Origin of the sequence: Nocardia vermiculata NBRC 100427 (assembly GCF_001613265.1) — a bacterium.
GTDB classification, from domain to species: Bacteria; Actinomycetota; Actinomycetes; order Mycobacteriales; family Mycobacteriaceae; genus Nocardia; species Nocardia vermiculata.
On the sequence record NZ_BDCA01000021.1, the window covers coordinates 125,925 to 146,826 of the forward strand.

General features: G+C 65.3%; 22 protein-coding genes. 10 read left to right on the plus strand and 12 right to left on the minus strand.

From position 1 onward, the window contains the following. Window positions 1–57 precede the first annotated feature (57 nt). The 5 genes from NV2_RS21670 to NV2_RS21690 all read right to left on the minus strand — a co-directional run bounded on the left by NV2_RS21670 (window position 58) and on the right by NV2_RS21690 (window position 3,998). Entirely contained in the window at window positions 58–1,539 is a 1,482-nt protein-coding gene (locus NV2_RS21670; RefSeq protein ID WP_067877417.1) for an ATP-binding protein, read from the minus strand. A gap of 526 nt (window positions 1,540–2,065) precedes the next feature. Further along, a complete protein-coding gene (locus tag NV2_RS21675) occupies window positions 2,066–2,470 on the minus strand; it encodes a type II toxin-antitoxin system VapC family toxin (protein ID WP_067877420.1) in 405 nt (134 codons plus the stop codon). Further along, complete coding sequence (locus tag NV2_RS21680) at window positions 2,467–2,703, minus strand: FitA-like ribbon-helix-helix domain-containing protein (RefSeq protein WP_067877422.1); 237 nt, start codon at window positions 2,701–2,703, stop codon at window positions 2,467–2,469. The genes NV2_RS21675 and NV2_RS21680 overlap by 4 nt, the downstream gene beginning before the upstream one ends. A gap of 63 nt (window positions 2,704–2,766) precedes the next feature. Further along, window positions 2,767–3,126: a DUF397 domain-containing protein gene (locus NV2_RS32720; RefSeq protein WP_084475225.1), complete on the minus strand. Its 360-nt coding sequence runs from the start codon at window positions 3,124–3,126 to the stop codon at window positions 2,767–2,769. Window positions 3,127–3,143: 17 nt separating this feature from the next. Next, window positions 3,144–3,998 (minus strand): helix-turn-helix domain-containing protein, encoded by an 855-nt coding sequence (locus tag NV2_RS21690; RefSeq protein WP_067877427.1) that lies wholly within the window; start codon window positions 3,996–3,998, stop codon window positions 3,144–3,146. Between the two features lie 706 nt (window positions 3,999–4,704). Here NV2_RS21690 and NV2_RS21700 point away from each other — a divergent pair. Continuing rightward, the gene (locus tag NV2_RS21700) at window positions 4,705–5,226 is read left to right on the plus strand and encodes a hypothetical protein (protein WP_067877434.1); all 522 of its coding nucleotides are present in this window, start codon (window positions 4,705–4,707) and stop codon (window positions 5,224–5,226) included. 199 nt (window positions 5,227–5,425) lie between these two features. Here the strand turns inward: NV2_RS21700 and NV2_RS21705 are convergent, their stop codons facing one another. Next, window positions 5,426–6,076, minus strand: coding sequence for a Uma2 family endonuclease (locus tag NV2_RS21705; RefSeq protein WP_067877437.1), 651 nt, complete (start codon window positions 6,074–6,076; stop codon window positions 5,426–5,428). Window positions 6,077–6,182: 106 nt separating this feature from the next. Between NV2_RS21705 and NV2_RS21710 the strand changes: the two genes are divergently transcribed. Continuing rightward, window positions 6,183–7,262, plus strand: a complete 1,080-nt coding sequence (locus NV2_RS21710) for an ABC transporter ATP-binding protein (protein WP_067877440.1) — start codon at window positions 6,183–6,185, stop codon at window positions 7,260–7,262. 59 nt (window positions 7,263–7,321) lie between these two features. Here NV2_RS21710 and NV2_RS21715 read toward each other — a convergent pair whose 3' ends face one another. Continuing rightward, a complete protein-coding gene (locus tag NV2_RS21715) occupies window positions 7,322–7,816 on the minus strand; it encodes a winged helix-turn-helix transcriptional regulator (protein WP_067877442.1) in 495 nt (164 codons plus the stop codon). A 49-nt stretch (window positions 7,817–7,865) separates the two neighbouring features. Continuing rightward, window positions 7,866–8,798: an alpha/beta fold hydrolase gene (locus tag NV2_RS21720; RefSeq protein WP_245662723.1), complete on the minus strand. Its 933-nt coding sequence runs from the start codon at window positions 8,796–8,798 to the stop codon at window positions 7,866–7,868. A gap of 75 nt (window positions 8,799–8,873) precedes the next feature. Between NV2_RS21720 and NV2_RS21725 the strand changes: the two genes are divergently transcribed. Further along, window positions 8,874–9,842 (plus strand): o-succinylbenzoate synthase, encoded by a 969-nt coding sequence (locus NV2_RS21725; RefSeq protein WP_245662724.1) that lies wholly within the window; start codon window positions 8,874–8,876, stop codon window positions 9,840–9,842. 3 nt (window positions 9,843–9,845) lie between these two features. Here NV2_RS21725 and NV2_RS21730 read toward each other — a convergent pair whose 3' ends face one another. Next, window positions 9,846–10,355, minus strand: a complete 510-nt coding sequence (locus NV2_RS21730) for a TIGR04338 family metallohydrolase (RefSeq protein WP_067877448.1) — start codon at window positions 10,353–10,355, stop codon at window positions 9,846–9,848. Between the two features lie 126 nt (window positions 10,356–10,481). Continuing rightward, on the minus strand, window positions 10,482–11,342 hold the full coding sequence (locus tag NV2_RS21735) for a DUF2786 domain-containing protein (RefSeq protein WP_174550619.1): 861 nt from the start codon (window positions 11,340–11,342) through the stop codon (window positions 10,482–10,484). A gap of 269 nt (window positions 11,343–11,611) precedes the next feature. On the opposite strand from NV2_RS21735, the gene NV2_RS21740 reads away from it, so the two are divergent. The 6 genes from NV2_RS21740 to NV2_RS21765 all read left to right on the plus strand — a co-directional run bounded on the left by NV2_RS21740 (window position 11,612) and on the right by NV2_RS21765 (window position 18,343). Then, window positions 11,612–12,880: an ABC transporter substrate-binding protein gene (locus NV2_RS21740; protein WP_245662727.1), complete on the plus strand. Its 1,269-nt coding sequence runs from the start codon at window positions 11,612–11,614 to the stop codon at window positions 12,878–12,880. 125 nt (window positions 12,881–13,005) lie between these two features. After that, window positions 13,006–13,935 carry a carbohydrate ABC transporter permease gene (locus NV2_RS21745; RefSeq protein ID WP_245662728.1) on the plus strand — a complete coding sequence of 310 codons (930 nt, stop codon included), beginning with the start codon at window positions 13,006–13,008 and terminating at the stop codon, window positions 13,933–13,935. A 67-nt stretch (window positions 13,936–14,002) separates the two neighbouring features. After that, entirely contained in the window at window positions 14,003–14,887 is an 885-nt protein-coding gene (locus NV2_RS21750; RefSeq protein ID WP_084475231.1) for a carbohydrate ABC transporter permease, read from the plus strand. 96 nt (window positions 14,888–14,983) lie between these two features. Then, the gene (locus NV2_RS21755) at window positions 14,984–17,302 is read left to right on the plus strand and encodes a transglycosylase domain-containing protein (RefSeq protein ID WP_067877460.1); all 2,319 of its coding nucleotides are present in this window, start codon (window positions 14,984–14,986) and stop codon (window positions 17,300–17,302) included. Window positions 17,303–17,413: 111 nt separating this feature from the next. Next, entirely contained in the window at window positions 17,414–17,911 is a 498-nt protein-coding gene (locus NV2_RS21760) for a GyrI-like domain-containing protein (protein ID WP_067877463.1), read from the plus strand. 6 nt (window positions 17,912–17,917) lie between these two features. Next, window positions 17,918–18,343 (plus strand): GyrI-like domain-containing protein, encoded by a 426-nt coding sequence (locus NV2_RS21765; RefSeq protein WP_067877466.1) that lies wholly within the window; start codon window positions 17,918–17,920, stop codon window positions 18,341–18,343. 100 nt (window positions 18,344–18,443) lie between these two features. On the opposite strand, the gene NV2_RS21770 is transcribed toward NV2_RS21765, so the two are convergent. Together NV2_RS21770 and NV2_RS21775 are read right to left on the minus strand one after the other, a co-directional pair. Further along, window positions 18,444–19,532 (minus strand): inositol-3-phosphate synthase, encoded by a 1,089-nt coding sequence (locus NV2_RS21770; protein WP_067877557.1) that lies wholly within the window; start codon window positions 19,530–19,532, stop codon window positions 18,444–18,446. Then, window positions 19,525–20,082, minus strand: a complete 558-nt coding sequence (locus NV2_RS21775; RefSeq protein ID WP_067877470.1) for a PadR family transcriptional regulator — start codon at window positions 20,080–20,082, stop codon at window positions 19,525–19,527. Before NV2_RS21775 ends, NV2_RS21770 begins: the two co-directional genes overlap by 8 nt. Before the next feature lie 110 nt (window positions 20,083–20,192). Here NV2_RS21775 and NV2_RS21780 point away from each other — a divergent pair, with 110 nt between their 5' ends. Continuing rightward, a complete protein-coding gene (locus tag NV2_RS21780) occupies window positions 20,193–20,639 on the plus strand; it encodes a DUF5318 domain-containing protein (RefSeq protein WP_067877473.1) in 447 nt (148 codons plus the stop codon). Window positions 20,640–20,902 lie beyond the last annotated feature (263 nt).

Sequence of the window (20,902 nt, forward strand, 5' to 3'; positions counted from 1 at the left end):
AGTCCGCGCAGTTCGGGTTTCTCGATCCAGCGTGAGGACACGAGCCAACCGTTGGGATCAGACGCCGTACAACCTGTTCAGATCGATCAGTTCCACATCCGGACGGCTTGCCGCGAGCCTTTCCAGATCAGCGGTGAATCCGCTCCTGGAGAACAGTGCCCGAACTGTCTCCGATGCGGAGTGGCCGGTGTTCGCCAACAGCGCGGTGATGTGGTCGAGCCGATCCAGATCGGGGATCCCGCGCCGCGCCAGGGTTGCCTTCGCCTCACCGACGAGCGTTATTCGCCCTGATTCCATTGCCAGGACATCGATCTCATGCTTACATCGCCCGGGATTGTCCTGGATGGTGGCGAACCCGACATCGCCGAACCCGGTGGGCCGACCGAGCTCGTCCGGTGCGAAACGCTGGACCCAATCCCGCGCGAGCATTTCGAAATGCGCTCCGAGAATGTTCGACCGAAAGGTAGGCGCAGCCGCCTCCCACACCCGCTCCGGGCGCCCCAACTCGAGCTGGCCCAGATGTGGTGCCGTAATCAAACGATCGAACCTGATGATCGGATCCGATACGGTGATCGAGGGGTTTCGGTGGCGCAGCATGTCCCGGCTTCGCGTGACGTAACCCGCGGACTCCAGGACTCCCAGCGGGTAGCGAACCGAGTTGTTGTCCCGTCCGATCGCCGCACCGATCTTGCTGGGTGTTCTGTTCCCTTCCGCAACGGCACTCAGGACATCGAAATACAGTGCCCTGCTGTTGATCCTGGGATCCTCCCGGAGGAGATAGTCGACCTCGGTGTGGGTGAATACGCCGATGTCCGTCGTCAGTAAATTGTCCACCACCCACTCGTCGAAGTCCGCGACGGTGCGCGGCGTCGCGGTGATCAGGGAACGGTAGCCGGGGATGCCACCGACGGTGGCGTGCACCAGCAGGGCAAGCTCCGGATCATCGAGCGACCACAACCGGGCGGCCTCGCGGTAGTCGAGTGCGGGCAACCGCAAATCCATCATCACCCGCCCCCGCAGCGGCTTCGCACCCGACAGCAATTCGTGCATGACACTCAACGCGGACCCGCACAGAATCAGCCGACCGCCGTAACTCTCGCCATGCTGGGACGCGTCGTACAGATGCTGGATCAACGACGGAAGTTGCGGTGCGTGAGCCGTCGCGTAAGGAAACTCGTCGATGACCACCAACGGCGGCTGCCCGGGCGGCGCAAGCCGGGCCGCAGTATCCATCGCGGTGCGCAGGAGCTGTTCCCACGAACCGGGAGCGCCGAGCGCCGACACCGGGATCCCGGCATGACCGGCCACGTCGGCGGCAAACCGGGAGCGAGCGGCCAGGTCCCCTTCGTCCTGCACACACACCACGTACAGTCCGCCGACCGCCCGACATGCGGCGGACAGCAGCTGCGTCTTTCCGGTACGCCTACGCCCCGACACCAGGCCGAGGCGCATCGGACCCTCGATCCCGCCGTCGAACAGAAACCGCTCCAGCGTTCTCCACTGCCGGTTGCGGCCGATGATTTCGCCAGGCTTGTCCACGCGACCCCCTCCAGGCTTAGTGTAAATTTAGTTACACAAAATAGCGTAACTCTATTTACCTCTATGAGCCAGTGACGCCTTCGCGGCACCTGTGGGCGGCGCGCCACCAACGCATCCGCAAGCCGGCTCGCCCGGCCGCGCCGTGTGACGGTGTCCTGCCGGCCGGAGCACAGTCAGCGAGGTCAGAAGGCGAGGTCGGGCCAGTCGATGTGGATCGGGAACGGGAAATCTATCCGCAGACCGTCGTCGTCAAGATCGGGCTTATCGCCCCACCGTGAGGAGCCAATCGTAGGCTGCAGAAGCCGATCATCCGCTCAGCGCGCAAATCGAGACGCGGCGGCAGCTACATCATTTCTCGCAACTGTGCATCGCTCAACTGCGCGTCCCGAAGGATCGACCGGTACAGGCCACGTTGGGTGTCCTGGAGCGCCCGGACTACCGACCGGACCGTGTTTTCGCTCGTCCTGGGCAGAGGATAGCGGGAGGTCCGGATGGGTGCGACCGCGTTCCCGGCCTCACTTGCGGGTCACAGGAGGGTGACACGGATTGTAGGTGTCACCTGGTGGGCGGCCTTCGCGAGACGAGCATCGAATGTGATCAGTGGCGCGTCGTGGGTTGCCGCCACGGTCAGGTAGGCGGCGTCATAGACCGACACGTTGTGACGCATCGCCCAAATCGATTGCAGGAGAGGGTTGTCGGTTCCGATGTACTCGATCTGCATAGCAGTGAGGGCCCTGAACGCCGCCTCGGCGTCGGTCGTGGCGAGTCGCTTGCCGACGAGGGCCTTATGGAGGGTCCGCAGCACCTCCAGAGGCATGTGCCCTGGAGCTATCCAGTCGTCGTCGGCGAGCATCGCCGCACGGGCGGCATCCCCTTGCGCGGACGGACTGGACAACGCCATGACCATCACATTCGCGTCGACAACGATCACTCGTCGTCCTCGCGCCCGTTCCGGATCTCGTCGACGACATCCTCAGCGCTCATGGACAGGTGCCGACGACCGACGAGACTTTCGAACACGTGCTGGTTACGTTCGGCGCGGAACTCCCGCTCCAGCAGGGCGCGTAGATAGACCTGCGTCGACTGACCCCGAGCAGCGGCACGCGCTGCGATAGCGTCCCGCACCTCCTCGGGTACGTCCTTGATTTGAATCGCGACGGACATGCACACATGCTACATGCACATGACATGCGCATGTAGCATGTAGCAGCTCCCTCGAACCGGAGCTCAGGCGGCGGCGAACTCTCCGTCTGCGACACCCTTCACGAACGCATCCCATTCGTGGGCTGTGTAAACAAGCGTGAATTCTCCGCTGCGCACGCTGGCGCTGCCGTCATCCTCGACCACGATCGCGAGGGCGCCTCCGACGGTGCCGGACCCCGCACTCAGCGCGAGATCGAGCACCTGCGACCACAATTCGACCGGCACCGAGATAACCGGCTGTGCGCGAGGGTCGTTCGCAGGGTCGCGCAGGTACTTGGAGTCTCGGACGAGTACATCACCTCCACGAACGGCGACCTCTACACACTCCCCGCCGTTGGTTCCGCTGTACGTGGACTTCCGCCATCCAAGTGCGCTGATGCTCATCTCGGCTTACTCCGAACTCAATCTTTCAACCTGGCAATGCGGGACGCGATCATGTCCGACGACTCCGAGGTCGAGAGTGCTGCCGCACGTAGCCGGTCCGCCATCATTTTATACAGCCGTACTTGCTCTTGATCTTGTATGTATAGAGCGCCCGCAGCATGCTCCAAGTAACCGATACCCTGAGCAGCATCGAAGTCCAGGAGCGTGAACTCGTCATCCAGTCCGTCATGTACCGCCACCCGGATCGGCATGACGTGCAGCGCGACATTGTCGCGCTGGGTCAGATCGAGCAAGTGTTGAAGTTGATCGCGCATGATTCGTGGACCACCGACCGGGCGATCCAGCACCGACTCCTCGATCACGGCCCGAAACGTCAGCGGATGGTCGTCGTCAGCGAGCCGTTGGCGAGCCATTCGGCTTCGGACCGATTGCGGTACATCCATCGCCGCGATCTGGAGGCTCCCCTCCAGCAAGGTGGTCGCGTACTCCGCAGTCTGCATTTGGCCGGGGATCGTCTTGGACCTGTAGACGAACTGTTCGGACGCCAAACCCTCTAATCCGACGAACGTACGAAACCAGTCGGGTAGAACGTCGGAAAACGGCGCCCACCAGGTGCTTCGGTCAGCACGACCGGCGAGCGTCGCAATCCGGTCAACGTGTACAGCGTCTGCACCATACGCGCGTAGCAGGGCAGTAGTTTCGTCCGGCTTCTGCTGCGTCTTACCGGTCTCGAGGTAGTTGATCTTCGGCTGGTTACATCCCAGAACTCGGGCCGCATCTGCCTGTTTCAGACCAGCCCGCTCCCGCGTAACGCGCAGGTCATGGCCGATCAGAAAACGCAGCGCGGCCGGATCGGAGCGACCCTCCAGCACTCGATTTCTCCCGTCTTCCGGTCTCAACCCTGCCGGTCATCCTACTTGCGCCCCGACCGTACGCACCCCACGCCATACAGTCTTGTATATATACAGGGCTTGATTTATAGTTCTGTGACGTTCTTGGTTCCATAACTCGGAAACCGAATCTCGCGGTAACGACCACAAGGGGAATCCCATGTCTGTTCTTGCTGCTAGGGCTCCACTTCAGGCGAACACCTGTCCGCAGCACGCAACACTCGGTCTCGGTTCCACCCACCCGCACCGAATCTGCCGACAGGCCCGATATGGGGCGTGAGCGGTTCAGTGAGGTGGAGGGATTGCGCGCCGTGTGGCGGGTGACTCGGGATCCGCGGGGGCGGATCGAGATCTGCGCTGTCTACGACAGCAGCGTGGTACCGAGTCGGACGATCGAGTTCCGGAAGGGGACTGATCTGGCTGCGGCGCGGGAGCTCTTCCCGCGCTGGGAGGCGTTGTGGGACTGCGTACAACATGAGTTCTGGACCGACATCGACACTGCCGCAGGAGCTTCGGCTACGCCTCGATCCCTCCGGCGCACCTGAGGAACTTCTTTCGAGCCGAAAACAAGCACGGGCGGCGGCATAACCGCATCGCGGCGACCCAGGGCGCTTTCGTGTGCCCAACTTCAGCTTCTCCATCCGGCTCGTTGCCACGGGCCGATCCATCAATCGAGCAGGGGTGAAAGATGAATAATCGAGAGGTCACCGATTCCGGTCCGACTGCCCATCACGGTCAGGCACCCAGACCGGCAGCTTTGGGTCTGGTGCGGCCGAGTCTGTCGGGTCGCCGCGCCGCATCGTACGCGCTCGAAATACAAAGCCATGCACAGTATCTCGGCTACCGCTGGCTCTATACTCTGCGCCCACCCACAACCACCAGCGACCCGGTCGGTTATGCCCTCGCCCTTGCTGCCGGACTAGACGCGGCTGCCGTCATCACCGTGAGCGATGCCCACATCGACTACCGCCCCGAACGCATCGCCGCGGCCCTCAACCTGATCACCATCACACCGCCGCGCATCTGGCCCGTCGGTGCCACGGAACCCGTTGCTTTACAACCTGTCCCGTTGCACGACTGCACCTTCGAACCCACGCAGCTCGACCACGACTGCGCTCACCAACTCTGGCGCACCCATCGTGACTGTTTCCCGTCCTGCCTGGCCCGCCTCGCCGCCGGTGCGGCTCTTTCCGCCGGGGAGGTCGACTGATGCCCAGCACGGGACTTCGGCCCAGAATCGACGGCTTGCCATGATCCTCGCACTCACTCTTACCGTCATGACCTGCACGTACGCTGCAGTGATCTGGTTCGGTTGTTGGTGGCCGCCGCGCGACGAGCAGCTCACCGTTGCCACCATCCAGCGGCGGTTGGAGTTGGAGTCCCGATTCCGAAACCGTTGTCCGACAGACTCAGAACTCGAGTTCGAGCCACGGAATGTTGATCGGAAACGGACTGTCGATCGCGATCGTGGCGGAGTCCTTCGGCGACCAGATGCCCGCCAGGGCATAGTTTGCCCGGTGTAGGACCGTGACGCCGGGCGCGGGAGTCCCATCGGGAACGAGACCATAGATGAGTACATGCGCGATCTCGCTGCGCGCCGGCGCCAGCTCGACCTCCCAGTACCAGGGAATTCCGGCGCCGGCGTAGCGGGCCTTTTTCAGCTCCATCTCGGCATCGGAATTCGATGGGGAGAGAACCTCGCCGACCAGAACGGTGTCCGAAGCGCGGATGTCCTGATACGGCCGCTCCAAGCACCGATAGGCGACGAAGTCCGGAGTGACGAAATCGGACTTGCCGTGGGAACCGAAGAAGACGTTGGTCTCGAAACTGACACTCCAGCACTGCTCGGGTGTCTGTGCTGCCGCCGCACGCGCACAGCTCTTCAGCGCGCCGGTAATCGCGAACGTAGCGTCCTGATGCTCGGACGGCCCCCGCCGCACCCAGACGACCTTGCCTTCCCACAGTTCAATGCGAGAGGCGATCTCCTCGGGAAGCTGCTCCAGTTCCTCCCAGGTCATGTACTCGGGGAGGTCCGGGCGGTCGAGATCGTCCGGCGACATATCCGCGATGATACGGCTGGTCGCGCCTCCCGCTAGTGTGGTCGGCGCATATACCCTCTACTCGGATCGTCCGGCACGTTCCTGCCGGTGAAGGGATTGATTCACGATGGCCACGGTCACCTTCGACCATGCCACCCGGTTGTATCCGGGGGCCAGTACGCCGGCTGTCGATCAGTTGGACCTCGAAATCGCCGATGGTGAATTTCTGGTGCTGGTCGGTCCGTCCGGATGCGGGAAATCGACGTCGCTGCGCATGCTGGCGGGGCTCGAAGAGGTCAATTCCGGGCGCATTCTGATCGGCGACAACGATGTGACCGATGCCGAGCCCAAACAGCGCGATATCGCGATGGTGTTCCAGAACTACGCGCTCTACCCACATATGTCGGTTGCGGACAATATGGGTTTCGCGTTGAAGATGGCGAAGGTGCCCAAGGACGAGCAGAAGCAGCGGGTGCTGGAGGCGGCGAAGCTGCTGGATCTCGAGGCGTATCTGGACCGTAAGCCCAAGGCGCTCTCGGGTGGGCAACGGCAGCGGGTCGCGATGGGGCGGGCGATCGTCCGGCAGCCGCAGGTGTTCCTGATGGACGAGCCGCTGTCGAATCTGGACGCGAAACTGCGGGTGCAGACCCGCACCCAGATCGCGCAGTTGCAGCGCCGCCTCGCCACCACCACGGTCTATGTCACCCACGATCAGGTGGAGGCGATGACGATGGGCGACCGGGTCGCGGTGCTCAAGGACGGTCTGCTGCAGCAGTGCGCGTCACCGCGCGACCTGTATCGGGACCCGGCGAATCTGTTCGTCGCCGGATTCATGGGTTCACCTGCGATGAACCTGTTCACGCTGCCCCTGGCCGACGGTGCGGTGACGCTGGGCGGGCACGCCGTCCCGGTGCCGCGGACCGTCACCGACACGGTCACCGACAGTGTGGTCGTCGGTATCCGGCCCGAACATCTCGAACTGGGCAGCGGTGATTCTGAGGGAATCACGATGGAGATCGATGTGGTCGAGGAACTCGGTTCGGACGCCTACATCTACGGGCGCACCCTGGGTGAGGGCGCGGACGAAACCATCGTCGCCCGCACGGACTGGCGCAATCCGCCGCAGAAGGGCGAAAAGCTCAGTCTCACAACGACTGCGGAGCACACCTACTTCTTCGATCCGGACAGCGGATCGCGTCTGAACTGAGCTGCCACGCAACTGATCCGCCACGCACTGAAGGTCGCCCGCGATCCAGCGGGCGGCCTTCAGTCGTCGGTGCGCCGCCGGCGCCAGTCCTTGTTGAGCTGGACCCGAATATCCTCGAGCTGCACCTCTGCGGTGGGGCTGCGCAGCTCTACCCGGACCGGCGATCCGGTCGCGTCTTCGACGCGCTCCATCGGGGCGACCCCGTCCTGCAGATAGGTGTCGCCCCACTGCCACAGTGCGAAGACGACGGGCAGCGCATCGCGGCCCATCTCGGTGAGGACGTATTCGCTGCGCGTGCGCTTACCTTCCTCCTGATAGGGCTGTTTGCGTAGTAGTCCGGCGTCGGTCAGTTTGCGCAGCGCGGCCGCGGCAGCGGCATCGGTAATCCCCACCCGCGCCGCAAAACCATCGAAACGTGTTGTGCCGTAGATGGCTTCACGCAGGATCAGCACGGCTGAACGAGTGCCCACGACGTCCAGCGCCTTGACGATGGAGCATCCGTCCGGCTTCCACGAGCTGAGATCGCGCAGGGGTGGCTCCAGCTTCACGGGCATGAGTCTCATCATACTCACTCTGACTTGCCACGACTAAGGCCAGGTTCTGTCAGACCGTGCCGGAGCGCTGCGCGAGGAAGCGGCCGACTCGGTCCGCGATCTGCGCAGGCGCCTCCCCGTTGATGGCGTGTGAGCGTCCGGCCCACACCTCCACGTCGGCACCCGGGACCGTACGTGCCGCCTCGGCAGCCCGGTCGGCGTTGTGCACGATGCTGCTTCCCGCCAGGATCACCAGCAGCGGTACCGAGATGGAGCGCAATTCCGCATCGGTGGGTCGTCGGGGTTGGACCGGGATCTGCTCGAAATCGCGCATCCCCGAGGCGATCAGCCTGGCCTCGGGGAGCGAGTCGTCGACTCGCACGCCGCCCGAAATCCAGCTCAGCAATCGTTGCCGGAGGCTGTGCGGCATCGCGGGGAACACGCTGCCCAGCGAAACCACCAGCATTTTCCAGGTGATCGGCGCGAACGTCATGGCCGGGTCGAGCAGGATCGCCGACGCCAGTCGCCCGGGCCGGTGGATTGCGGTCTGCGCGGTGAGCCAACCGCCGATACTCACCCCCAGCACATGCACCCGGTCGACCGCCAGCTGCCCGATGGCTTCGTCGAGCCAGCGCGCCTGATCTTCCGGACCGGTGATCGGCGCGGTCTGCGCACACGCGCCCGGCTCGCCCAAGCTGTCCATCGACCATACGGTGCGCTGTGCGGCGAGACCGGGAATGTTGGACCGCCACATGGGCGTCGAGGCCTGCCGCCCGGACAACAGCAGCAGGGGCTCGGCGGTGGCGGGCCCGAATCGGTAGGCGGTGGTCCGGCCGAACGACGTGTCCAGAATCCGGGTTTCGTCCGGAGGCGGCAATGTCGCCATACCGTCGCGGTATGCGGCGCTGAACCTGGCTCGGCCCGCGGCACTGCGGAAACATCCGATGCCCTCGGCCTGCGGTGCGATCGGAGCGGTGTCGAGCAGTGGTGAACGGTCGGTCACGCGGTCACCGTACCGGGCGTGGCGATGGGCCACCGACGCTCCGGCCGGACCGCAGCCCTGGCTAGGCTGGCTCGGGTGAGCGATCTGGATCCGGCCTCCGCCCTGGTGTACGCCATTCCGTTGCGCAACCGGTTTCGCGGCATCACGGTGCGCGAGGGGATGCTGATCGAGGGGCCGCGGGGCTGGGGCGAATTCTGCCCCTTCGTCGAATACGACGATCGGGAGGCCGCCAACTGGCTGGCCACCACGGTGGAGCAGATCGAGCACGGGTGGCCGGAGCCACTGCGCTCGCATATTCCGATCAACTGCACCGTCCCGGCGGTCGACCCGGAGCGGGCGTACACGATCGCCGCCGAATCCGGTTGCCGCACCGCGAAAATCAAGGTCGCCGATCATCCCGAATCGTTGTCCGAGGATATCGAGCGGGTGGCCGCGGTGCGGGATGCCTTGGGCCCCGAGGGGGCGCTGCGCGTGGATGCGAACGCCCTGTGGGATGTCGACACCGCGGTGCGGCACCTCGAGCAGATCGACCGTGCCGCCGGCGGTCTGGAGTACGCCGAGCAGCCCTGCCGCACGATCGAAGAGCTGGCCGAAGTGCGGCGACGGGTCGACATTCCCATCGCCGCCGACGAATCCATTCGCCGAGCCGAGGATCCACTGCGGGTAGCGGTCGCCGGTGCAGCGGATGTCGCGGTGCTGAAATGCACGCCGCTCGGCGGTGTGCGCCGGGCATTGCAGGTCGCCGAGGCGGCGGGGCTGCCGTGCGTGATCTCCTCGGCACTCGAGACCAGCGTCGGCTTGTCCGCACAGCTCGCGCTCGCGGGAGCACTGCCCGAACTCGATTACGCGTGCGGACTGGGCACGGTCACCCTGTTCGACGGGGATGTGGTGTCGGATTCGTTGCGTCCGGTGGACGGTCGCCTGCCGGTGCCGCACACCCCACCAGCCCCCGATCCCGAACTCCTGCAACGCTTCCGACATCCCGATCCCGAGCGGGTGCAGTGGTGGCAGGACCGGCTGGAGCGGGTACAGCGACTGCTCTGAGGATCAGCCGATACGTGCACCGCAGTCGTAGAGGGTGGTGCGCAGTAACAACGCGGCTTCCGGGCCGATGATCCCATCCACCAAATCCAGGTAGCGGGTGCAGAATTCCGGGCCGTGTGGGGCTCGCTCGTTGTCCGGTTCGAGATGATGGGCGAGTTCGTGCAGTATCACCAATTCACGGAGGGCCCAAGCAGTTCCGCCGGAATGCAACGGCACCGCGAGAACCGCGCGGCCGATTTCGTAGTGTGCGGCGGCGGTTCCGGCGCGGGCGCGCACGGCCAGTGGCTCGAGTGCTCGTTCCCATTGGGCGCGAACCCAGTTCAGGGCGAGGACGCGGTCGGCGTAGTCCTGAACCGACTCGACCGAGGCGAACCTCCGCTCGATCGGCAGCGTGATGTGGGAGCCGTGCAGTTCGACCGTGCGGGCACCGGATTCCTCGGCACGGTCGAACATCCGGCGCACCAGGTTCTCGGCGTCGTACACCCGGCTGCGCTGCGAATCACGCGCCGGCACCGCGGCTCCCCGAGGCAATGCGTCCGGATCGACAGGGGTCGAGATGCTCCAGCAGGATCGCCCGGTGCGAAATCGTCAGGCGCGACGTGCGTTCGATTCGGCTCCTACGTCCGCTGTGCCGGGTGTTCACGCGCCCGGTGCATCCAGACGGCCACGTGCGGCCGGCAATTCGGGTGAGGAGCCGAGCCTCGCATGACGACCCGCGCGGTCACCCGCGCGGCGGGCCGCGGGGGAGTATCCGGTGGATTCCTGTGGCCCGCGCCAGGTGCCGCGCGCCTCGGAGGTGCGGGTGTAGAAGTCGGTCAGTTCCAGATCCTTGTTGCGCAGGGCGAGTGCGGTTCCGGTGGACGCGGCTGCGCCGGCACCTCGGGCACCCGAGGGCTCCTCGTCACGAACGGCTTCGGCCTCGACATCGGACTTCACCTGTGCCAGGCGCCGGCCGATCCGATCGGCGAAGGCCATCTGGAAGTTGAGCCGGGCTGTCACCGCGGCCACCGGGGCCTGCGTGCGGCGGCGCACCTTCCGGCCCCATCTGGTGGTCTCCACGACGACCTTCTCGACCGTGGCGGCCTTGTAGGCACCGGATTTGATGTACTGGTCGGACGCCCGCACCATCTGCACCAGCAGGCTCGTGTACAGCGCCTCGCAGGTCGCGATATCGGAGTCGAAACCGTAGGCGTACACCTGCGTCGACGTGCGGGTGACGTCGCAGCGCACATCGTTGGCCGAGGCGATCGCCACGAACAACTGCACGTAGGTCCGCAGCCCCTTCTTACCCGCGGCGCCGATCGGGACGACCTTCTGCGTCGGCACCGGCCGGTGTTCCCGGCCGGCGATATGCGCCCGCGCCACCGCCAGATCGATCGACGAACGCGTCGCCAGCCGCTGCGCCGCCGCCATGAACGCCTCGGCCTCGTGCTCGTTGTCGGTCGACTCGGCCTGACGCAGCAGCCCACCGATACGGGTGAGCAACTTGTCCGGAGCCAGTGGTGTCGACATCGAGCGCCAGGATACGAGAACCCACCGACACGGCACCGCGGACGTCCGTGCGCTGCGAGCGCACGCCGGCCGCGGAGCACGCCGGAATCACACAGAGCAGCCGAACAATGTATCTTGCCTTGTGCAACCGGCGCAGTGTGCCGGCGCTCACGCGTCGGGGGGCTGTGTTCGTTTACGACCCTGGAGTATCGATGGCTTTGAACAAGGCGTTCTCGGACAAGACTCGTGCGCGAGCCACCTCACGACGCACGTCACTGGTGTCCCGCGCCGCGCTGGCCGCGGTCTCGGCTGCGCTGCTCACCGCCGGTTTCACCAGCGCCTGTTCCAGCGGTAACGGTAACGACGCGATCAACCAGAACATGGACGGCCGCGGCCCCATCACCTACGTCGAGGGTAAGGACACCACCGAAAACGGTGCGGTCAAGCAGCTCATCGAGCGGTGGAACGCCGGTCATCCGGACGAGCAGGTCACCTTCAAAGAGCAGTCCAACGACGCCTCGCAGCAGTACGACGACCTGGCCCAGCACATGAAGGCCAAGCAGTCCGACTACGACGTGATGGCGCTGGATGTGCCGTGGACTGCGGAATTCGCGGCCAAGGGCTGGATTCAGCCGTTGAAGGACTCCTTCTCCGTCGATACCTCCACCCTGCTGTCGCCGACCGTCGCCAGCGCCACCTACCAGGGCACTCTCTACGCCGCGCCGCGCAACACCAATGGCGGGCTGCTGTACTACCGCAAGGATCTGGTTCCGAACCCGCCGAAGACCTGGCCGGAACTGCTGGCCGACTGCAATATCGCGCGGGATCGCGGGATCGGTTGCTACGCGGGCCAGTTCGCGCCCTACGAAGGTCTGACCGTGAACGCGGCGGAGGTCATCAACGCCTACGGCGGCTCGTTCGTGGGCCCGGACGGCAAGACCGCGACCGTGGATTCGCCGCAGTCGCGCGCCGGTCTGCAGGTGCTCGCCGACGCCTACAAGAACGGCGATATCCCCAAGGAGGCCATCTCCTTCAAGGAGCCCGAGAGCCAGAACGCCTTCGCACAGGGCAAACTGATGTTCCTGCGCACCTGGCCGAACTTCTACGGTGTGGCCGGCTCCGACGCCTCCGCGGTGAGCGACAACTTCGGTGTCGCCCCGCTGCCCGGTAAGGACGGCATCGGCGCCTCCACACTGGGTGGCTACAACGCCGCGATCAGCGCATACTCCGAGCACAAGGCCACTGCGCTGGACTTCCTGCGCTTCCTGATCAGTGAGGATGCGCAGCGCATCGTCGCCGAGGGCGCACTGCCGCCGGTGCGGGCGTCGATGTACGACGATCCGGCGCTGATCGCGAAGTTCCCGTACATGCCCGCCCTGAAGGATTCGATCGCCAGCGCGGTTCCGCGTCCGGTGACCCCGTTCTACCCTGCCGTGTCGAAGGCGATCCAGGACAACGCATATGCTGCGTTGACCGGTAAGGAATCCGTCGATCAGGCGATCGGCGGAATGCAGAAGGGCATCGAAGCCGCCGGTTCCGGCTCCTGACCCTGTCCGCAGTCTGCCCGTAGGAGAGTTTGAACGTGTCGAGTCCTTCGGGTGCGACCGAACTCGTGCCACCCGACGATCAGCCGGAGAGCCCGAAGCCGCAGCGACGCCGCTCTCCTCGATCGCTGCCTGCGCTGCGCGGGTGGTTGTTCGTCGCACCGGTGCTGGTGGCACTGGCGGTAGTCATCGGTTATCCGGTGATCAGCGCGCTGGTGATGTCGTTCCAGAAACCGTCCGGGCTCGACCCGGCGACCGGCATGTTCGAAGAAGGCGGGAACGCCGGATTCAGCAACTACACCCACTGGCTGCTGCAGCAGTGCCAGCTGCCCGGCGGTGTCGAATCCTGCCCCACCGGCAATCTGGGTTCGCAGTTCTGGGCGGCGGTCGGGGTCACCCTGCTGTTCACAGTGGTCACCGTGGCGCTGGAGGCGACCATCGGTCTGGGCATGGCCACCATCATGTCCAAGACGTTCCGTGGGCGGGCGCTGCTGCGCGCGGCCGTACTGATCCCGTGGGCGATTCCGACCGCGGTGACGGCACGGCTGTGGGAGTTCATGTTCCAGTACGACGGGGTGGTCAACCGGGTGCTGCACACCCACATCCTGTGGACCACCGATCCGTGGGCCTCGCGGTTCGCGGTGATCGTCGCCGATGTCTGGAAGACGACGCCGTTCATGGCGCTGCTGATTCTGGCCGGACTGCAGATGATTCCGGGGGATGTGTACGAGGCGGCCAAGGTGGACGGTGCGACGGCCTGGCAGCGTTTCGTGCACATCACGTTGCCGCTGGTGAAGCCGGCCCTGCTGGTGGCGGTCCTGTTCCGGACGATGGACGCACTGCGGCTCTACGATCTGCCCGCGATCATGATGCGTGGCAACTCCGCGACACAGACCATTTCGATCCTTGTCGTCGAGCAGACCCGCCAGGAGTCACACGGCGCCGCCGCCCTGTCGATTCTCACCTTCCTACTGATCTTCGTGGCGGCATTCTTCCTGGTGAAGGGGCTGGGAGCGAATGCGGTCGCCACCCAGGAAGAGCAGAGGAGGGCCCGGTGAGACATCATGGCGCAGCGCTCACCGGGGCCGACCGGGCGCGGGTGTCCCGCACGATACGGAGGGCCCGATGAGTACTGACACCGTGGCCACACGACCTTCGACTCCCACGCGATCCTCGACTCGCTCCCCCTGGCGGTCGGCACGGACCTATGTCGGTGCCCTGATCGTGCTGGTGTGGGGTCTGGGTCCGTTCTACTGGATGGCCGTCACCGCGTTCCGGGATCCGGCGTACACGTTCGACAACAATCCGTTGCCGTCGCACCTGACGCTGGAGAATTTCCGCAACGCGTTCGATACCAGTCGCGGAAACGATTTCGGCCGGGCGGTGCTCAACAGCATCATCATCGGTGCCGCCACCACGGTGATCGCGCTGATCATCGGCACGATGGCAGCGTATGCGCTGGCCCGGATCAGTTTCCGGGGTAAGACCCTGGTCTCCGGGCTCATCCTGAGTGCGTCGATGTTCCCGGTCGTCGTGCTGGTGACACCGCTGTTCCAGTTGTTCACCGATATCGGCTGGATCGACCAGTACCAGGCGATGATCATTCCGAACATCTCGTTCGTGCTGCCGTTGTCGGTCTACATTCTGGCGTCGTTCTTCTCGGAACTGCCCTGGGAGTTGGAGGAGGCGGCCCGGATCGACGGCGCCAGCCGGTTCCAGGCGTTCCGGCTGGTGATGCTGCCGCTGGCCGCGCCCGGTGTGTTCACCACCGCGATCCTGGCGTTCATCGCCGCGGTGAACGAGTATCTGCTGGCCAGCCTGCTGTCCGGGGACCACACCAAGCCGGTGACGGTGGCTATCGCGTTCTTCACCGGTAACGACCCGAACGTGGCGCCCTATGCCGCGATCATGGCGGCCGGCGTCATCATTTCGGTGCCGCTGGTGATCATGGTGCTGTTGTTCCAGCGGCGCATCATCTCCGGGCTCACCGCGGGCGGCGTCAAGAGCTGAGTAACGTTTACTGAGGGTTAGCTGACGGCTCGGTTGCGTCGGCACGTAGGCTGGTTTCTACCTGTCTTGTGAAGTTCGCCGACGCTCCGGGAGGAGATGCTCGTGAGCTCTACCCGCAAGCCGCAGCGCGGTCGACCGAAATCGGCTCCCTACGCTTCGGTCGCCGGGTGGGAATCATCGGGCAAACCCCCGCGTCCCCCGAACGGGCGCCCACGGCGCCGTCGCACCACCGAAAGCAGCGAACGGAAACCCCGCACCCGCGGACAACGGATCCGGCGATTGATCCTGGCCCTGTTCCTGATCTTCATCGCCATCCCGGCGCTGCTGCTGACCCTCGCCTATTGGAGCGCCGAGGTGCCCGATCCGGGCGCGGTACGCAGTAATCAGGTTGCCACGATCACCGCATCGGACGGCAACACGGTGCTGACGAAAATCATTCCACCGGAAGGCAACCGGACCCTGGTACCGCTGTCGGAGGTACCACAGACCGTGCGCGACGCCATGCTCTCGGCCGAGGATCGCGATTTCTACCGCAATCCGGGATTCTCGGCGAGTGCCTTCATGCGCGCCGCCCGCGACAATCTGCTCGGCCGCGACGATGCCGGCGGCGGCTCCACGATCACCCAGCAGTACGTCAAGAACGCATTCCTGAGCTCCGAACGCACCCTGTCCCGCAAGATGCGCGAATTGGTGATTTCGGCGAAGATGGCCCGGCAGTGGAGTAAGGACGACATTCTCGCGGCGTACCTGAACACCATCTACTACGGACGCGGCGCCTACGGGATCGCCGCGGCCGCGCGCGCCTACTTCGACAAGCCGGTCGCGGAATTGACCCTCGCCGAGGGTGCGGTCCTGGCATCGGTGGTACGCACGCCTTCGCTCCTCGACCCGGAAACCCATCTCGACCGGCTGAAGACCCGCTGGAACTACGTGCTCGACGGCATGGTCTCGATGGGCGTGCTGGCGCTCGGTAACCGGGATCAGGTGCAATTCCCGGATATCGTCCCCGCATCCACACCGGACGACGACTCCGCACGTGGACCGGCCGGACTCATCCGCACCCAGGTGCTGAACGAGCTGCGCGGGGCCGGTATCTCCGACCAGGAGATCAATACCGGCGCGTTGCAGATCGTGACCACCATCGACGCGAAGGCACAGCAGGCGGCAGTCGATGCGGCGCACCGCAGCCTCGACGGTCAGCCGCCGGATCTGCGCACCGCCGTGGTGTCGATCGATCCACGGTCGGGGGGAGTACGCGCCTACTACGGCGGCGAGGACGGCGTCGGCTACGACTTCGCACAGGCCCCGCTGCAGACCGGTTCGTCGTTCAAGACATTCGCAGTGCTGGCGGCACTGCAGCAGGGCATAAAGCTGTCGTATCAGCTGGACAGTTCCCCGGTGCGGGTGAACGGGGTCGACGTGACCAATGTCGAGGGCGAATCGTGCGGCACCTGCAGTCTGGCCGAGGCCTTCAAACGCTCGCTGAACACCAGCTTCTACCGGCTCACCGAACAAATCGGCCCGCGCGCGGTGGCCGATGCCGCGCATCAGGCCGGAATTCCGGACCACATCCCCGGCGTCGAGGGCACCACGCTCACCGAACCGGAGGGTGGCCCGGCACCGGCGATCGTGCTCGGCGTGTATTCGGTCCGGCCGATCGATATGGCCTCGGCGTACGCGACCGTCGCGAATTCCGGGATGTATCACCGGCCGTATTTCGTGCAGCGGGTGGTCGACGGCGACGGACGGGTATTGCTCGATCGGGGCAATCCGGCAGTGGGCGAACCACTACCGGCAGCGCAGCAACGGTTTCCGCGCGATATCACCGACACCGCGACCAAGGCGATGCAGCCGATCGCCGGATATTCCAACGGCCACAATCTGGCCGGGCGGCCGTCGGCGGCGAAGACCGGCACCACCCAGTACGGCGAGTCCGGTCAGAACAAGGATGCGTGGATGATCGGCTTCACCCCCTCACTGTCCACCGCGGTGTGGGTGGGAAGCAGTCGGCCACAGGCCATTCGGACCGCGGGCGGCGGCATGATCTATGGTTCCGGTTTACCTTCCGATATCTGGAAGCGAACCATGGACGGTGCGCTGGAAGGAACTCCGGTGGAGCAGTTCGCAACTCCGGAACCGACCGCGACCGGCCCGTTGGCCGGTCCCCCCCCCACGAATTCGGCCGGGCCGTTCGCGCAGGCTCCGCAACCGTCGGCACCCGAGCCGGTCGTACCGCAGGCGCCCGCCGAACCCGAACCGACCGGCCAGGCCCCCTTCGATGTGCTGCAACCACCGCCGGAGCAGCAGCAGGCACCCGAACCACCACCGGTGATCATCCCGCCGCCGCCACCTCCGCCACCGGCACCGCGGCAGGTGGAGATCTTCCCAGGTCTGACAGTCCCGGTTCCGGGCTGATCGGACCGATCCGGCACGGTGTGAGGAAACGAATCGTAGTTATCCGGCCATCTCCGCGCGCACGCCGATAGGGTGGACCGGGTCGGACACGAGACATTAGGGGCGACACGGGTGGATTTCAGTGTGGTTGAGCGCCACGAGACACTGGTGGCGGGCACGGTGCTGCGCAGCCCGGCACTGGCGGTCGAGGGGCCGCGACGGCAGAAGGTGGAGCAGGCGTGGAAACGAACGTTGGCGCGGCAGCTACCCGGGCCACCGGCCACCGCGTACGTCGACCACGCACCCGAGATCGGTTCGTATCTCACGCATGTTCTCGGTTACCGCTGTCGCAGCCTCGACGATCTGCAGCCCGGCGATGTGCTGGCGCGCGTCCCGGCAGCACGGTTCGCGAGATTCCTGCGTACTGGTGACAACCTGGGCGACACCATCGTCTCCATCTGGCGCGCCGTGTGGGATCTCGAGGCGGCCGGGGCGCTGACTCGTTCCTACACCGGCGATTTCGAGCACTATCCGGAGGCGGGCACGGTGGAGGTGTTCGTCGCACTGGCCGACGATTCGCCGAACCCCACTGGCGCAGCGGGTAATTCCACCGCCGAGAGCGACAGGTAGGTACGAGTGGACTTCGAAATCGTCACCCTGGAACCGAGTCTGGTGGGCGGGCTCACGGTGCCGCTGGCCGGGCGCGAGGTCACCGCGCGGGATCTGGATCTGGTGAATTTCACCTGGGACCGCTATCTGTCCCGGGAGAAGGACGCCTCCCGGGTCGCCGCCTACATCGGTCAGGACGATCACGCGGTGGCGGTGCTGGGCTACGAACTCTCCGGCTTGGACGAACTCGATACCGGCGACGTGATCACCCGCGTCCCCGCCGGCCGCTACGCCAAGTTCGTCGTGTCCGACAAGCCGTACGATCTGCTGCGCACCGCATGGGCGAAGGTCGCGCAGGCGGAGAACGCCGGCACCATCACCCGCTCCCACACCGCGGAGCTGGAACGCTACACCGGACCGACATCGGTCGAGGTATACGTCTCACTCGACTGAGAGCTCACCACCCGACGAACGACCGCAGCGAACGAAACAAGGCTGGGCCGCACGGTATCCGTGCGGCCCAGCCTTACGTCACGTATCGAGTGACTACTCGTCACGCGTCGATGATGAAGGCTTCCAGCTGAGTGCGCGCGATATCGTCCGCGAGCTGCTTCGGCGGGGACTTCATCAGGTAAGCGGAGGCCGGGATGACCGGTCCGCCGATACCGCGGTCCTTCGCGATCTTGGCGGCGCGCACAGCGTCGATGATGATGCCGGCCGAGTTCGGGGAATCCCACACCTCGAGCTTGTACTCCAGGTTCAGCGGCACATCGCCGAAGGCACGGCCTTCGAGACGCACGTAGGCCCACTTGCGGTCGTCGAGCCAGCCGACGTGGTCGGACGGGCCGATGTGCACATCGCCCGCGCCCAGTTCCTTCTTCAGGTTGCTGGTGACGGCCTGGGTCTTGGAGATCTTCTTGGACTCCAGGCGATCACGCTCGAGCATGTTCTTGAAGTCCATGTTGCCGCCGACATTGAGCTGCATGGTGCGGTCCAGCTGCACGCCGCGGTCCTCGAACAGCTTGGCCATCACGCGGTGCGTGATGGTCGCGCCGACCTGAGACTTGATGTCGTCGCCGACGATCGGCACCCCGGCGTCGGTGAACTTCTGCGCCCATTCCGGGTCGGAAGCGATGAAAACCGGGAGCGCGTTCACGAATGCGACATCGGCGTCGATGGCACACTGCGCGTAGAACTTGTCGGCGTCTTCGGAGCCGACGGGCAGGTAGGAGACCAGGACGTCGACCTGTGCATCCTTCAGCGCCCGGACGACATCGACCGGCTCGGCCTCGGAGACCTCGATGGTCTCCGCGTAGTACTTGCCGATGCCGTCGAGCGTCGGGCCCCGCTGCACGGTGACGCCGGTCGGCGGTACGTCGGAGATCTTGATGGTGTTGTTCTCGCTGGCGAAGATCGCGTCGGAAAGATCGAAGCCGACCTTCTTGGCGTCGACGTCGAACGCGGCGACGAACTTCACGTCGCGCACGTGGTACTGCCCGAACTTGACGTGCATCAGTCCCGGGACGGTCGAATTCTCGTCCGCGTCCTTGTAATACTGCACGCCCTGGACCAGCGAGGAGGCGCAGTTACCCACGCCGACGATGGCCACGCGAATCTCAGCAGCCGGGTTGACATCACTCATGGCCGACATTTCCCTCTTTCTGTGGTGCCGCCTTCATTGATTGCTCCGCTGCAATCAACTCGTTGAGCCAGCGCACTTCGCGCTCACTCGATTCGAGACCGAGTTGATGGAGCTGGCGGGTGTAGCGGTCGAATGTGCCGCTGGCACGCTTGATCGCCTCCCGCAGTCCTTCTCGGCGCTCCTCGACCTGTCGTCTTCTGCCCTCGAGAATCCGCATCCGCGCCTCCGCGGGGGTACGGGTGAAGAAGGCGAGATGAACGCCGAAGCCGTCATCGGTGTAGTTCTGCGGACCGGTGTCGGCGAGCAGTTCGCCGAACCGCTCCCGACCCACGTCGGTCAGTTGGTAGACCCGGCGAGCCCGGCGGGTGACCGCGCCGACCGGGCTCTCCTCGGCGATCAGGCCGTCGGCCTGCATGCGCCGCAGCGTCGGGTACAGCGACCCGTAGGAGAAGGCCCGGAACGGTCCCAACAGACCGGTCAACCGTTTGCGCAGCTCATAGCCGTGCATGGGTGACTCCAGGAGCAGCCCGAGAATCGCGAGTTCGAGCACGGGCCTCACCTCCTGAGTGTATTGAACAGACCTAACCGATGGATGCGATTACCAACTATATCGGACCGATATAGTTGGCCGACGTCCAACGTGGTCCTTGTCTCCGTGTAATGCCGCGCCCCGGCCGACACCAGTACTCTGGGGGCGTGCGAATTCAGCGGCAGGTAGTCGACTATGCGCTCCGGCGCAGGTCGCTGCTCGCCGATGTCTATGCGGGCCGAGTGGCGGTCGCCGAAGTGTGCGATGCGAATCCGTACCTGTTGCGGGCGGCCAAATTCCACGGGCGGGGGAGCGAGGTCACATGCCCGATCTGCCGGCGGGAGCAACTGACTCTCGTATCGTGGGTCTACGGCGAGGGTCTGGGACCGGTCGCGGGCTCGGCCCGAACCCCCGAGGAACTGGTCCGGCTGGCCGAGACTCGCGAAGAGTTCTCGGTACACGTAGTCGAGGTGTGCCGGAGCTGTAGTTGGAACCATCTGGTGCAGTCCTACGTGCTGGGACACGCTCCGGCGCCACGGCGTCGCCGGAGCAGCACCCGACGGACCGCCGCGGAGTGATGCGGCACCTCGACTGATATGCGGCGCAGATCCCGGACCGGCCCGCACCGGTGGCATCCGCCCGCACCCAGCTATCCGGACCGTATCGAGTTATGGAGATCCAGGCTGTGACTTCGCCTCACGACGATGGACCGAACGGCGGTCGACCCCCGCGCGGCCCGCAACCCGGGCCCGGTGGTCAGCCGCCGCGCCCGGGCGGCGGCCAACCGCCCGGTGCCCGGCCGTTACCGCCGCGTCGCCAGGCGCCGTCCCCGGGGCCCGGT

Coding starts and splice junctions, on each gene's coding strand:
- NV2_RS21710 (WP_067877440.1), top strand. CDS start 6,183: ATGGCCACGGTCACCTTCGACCATGCCACCCGGTTGTATCCGGGGGCC.
- NV2_RS32720 (WP_084475225.1), bottom strand. CDS start 3,126: ATGAGCATCAGCGCACTTGGATGGCGGAAGTCCACGTACAGCGGAACC.
- NV2_RS21755 (WP_067877460.1), top strand. CDS start 14,984: ATGCTCGTGAGCTCTACCCGCAAGCCGCAGCGCGGTCGACCGAAATCG.
- NV2_RS21680 (WP_067877422.1), bottom strand. CDS start 2,703: ATGTCCGTCGCGATTCAAATCAAGGACGTACCCGAGGAGGTGCGGGAC.
- NV2_RS21700 (WP_067877434.1), top strand. CDS start 4,705: ATGAATAATCGAGAGGTCACCGATTCCGGTCCGACTGCCCATCACGGT.
- NV2_RS21770 (WP_067877557.1), bottom strand. CDS start 19,532: ATGAGTGATGTCAACCCGGCTGCTGAGATTCGCGTGGCCATCGTCGGC.
- NV2_RS21715 (WP_067877442.1), bottom strand. CDS start 7,816: ATGCCCGTGAAGCTGGAGCCACCCCTGCGCGATCTCAGCTCGTGGAAG.
- NV2_RS21705 (WP_067877437.1), bottom strand. CDS start 6,076: ATGTCGCCGGACGATCTCGACCGCCCGGACCTCCCCGAGTACATGACC.
- NV2_RS21750 (WP_084475231.1), top strand. CDS start 14,003: ATGAGTACTGACACCGTGGCCACACGACCTTCGACTCCCACGCGATCC.
- NV2_RS21780 (WP_067877473.1), top strand. CDS start 20,193: ATGCCGCGCCCCGGCCGACACCAGTACTCTGGGGGCGTGCGAATTCAG.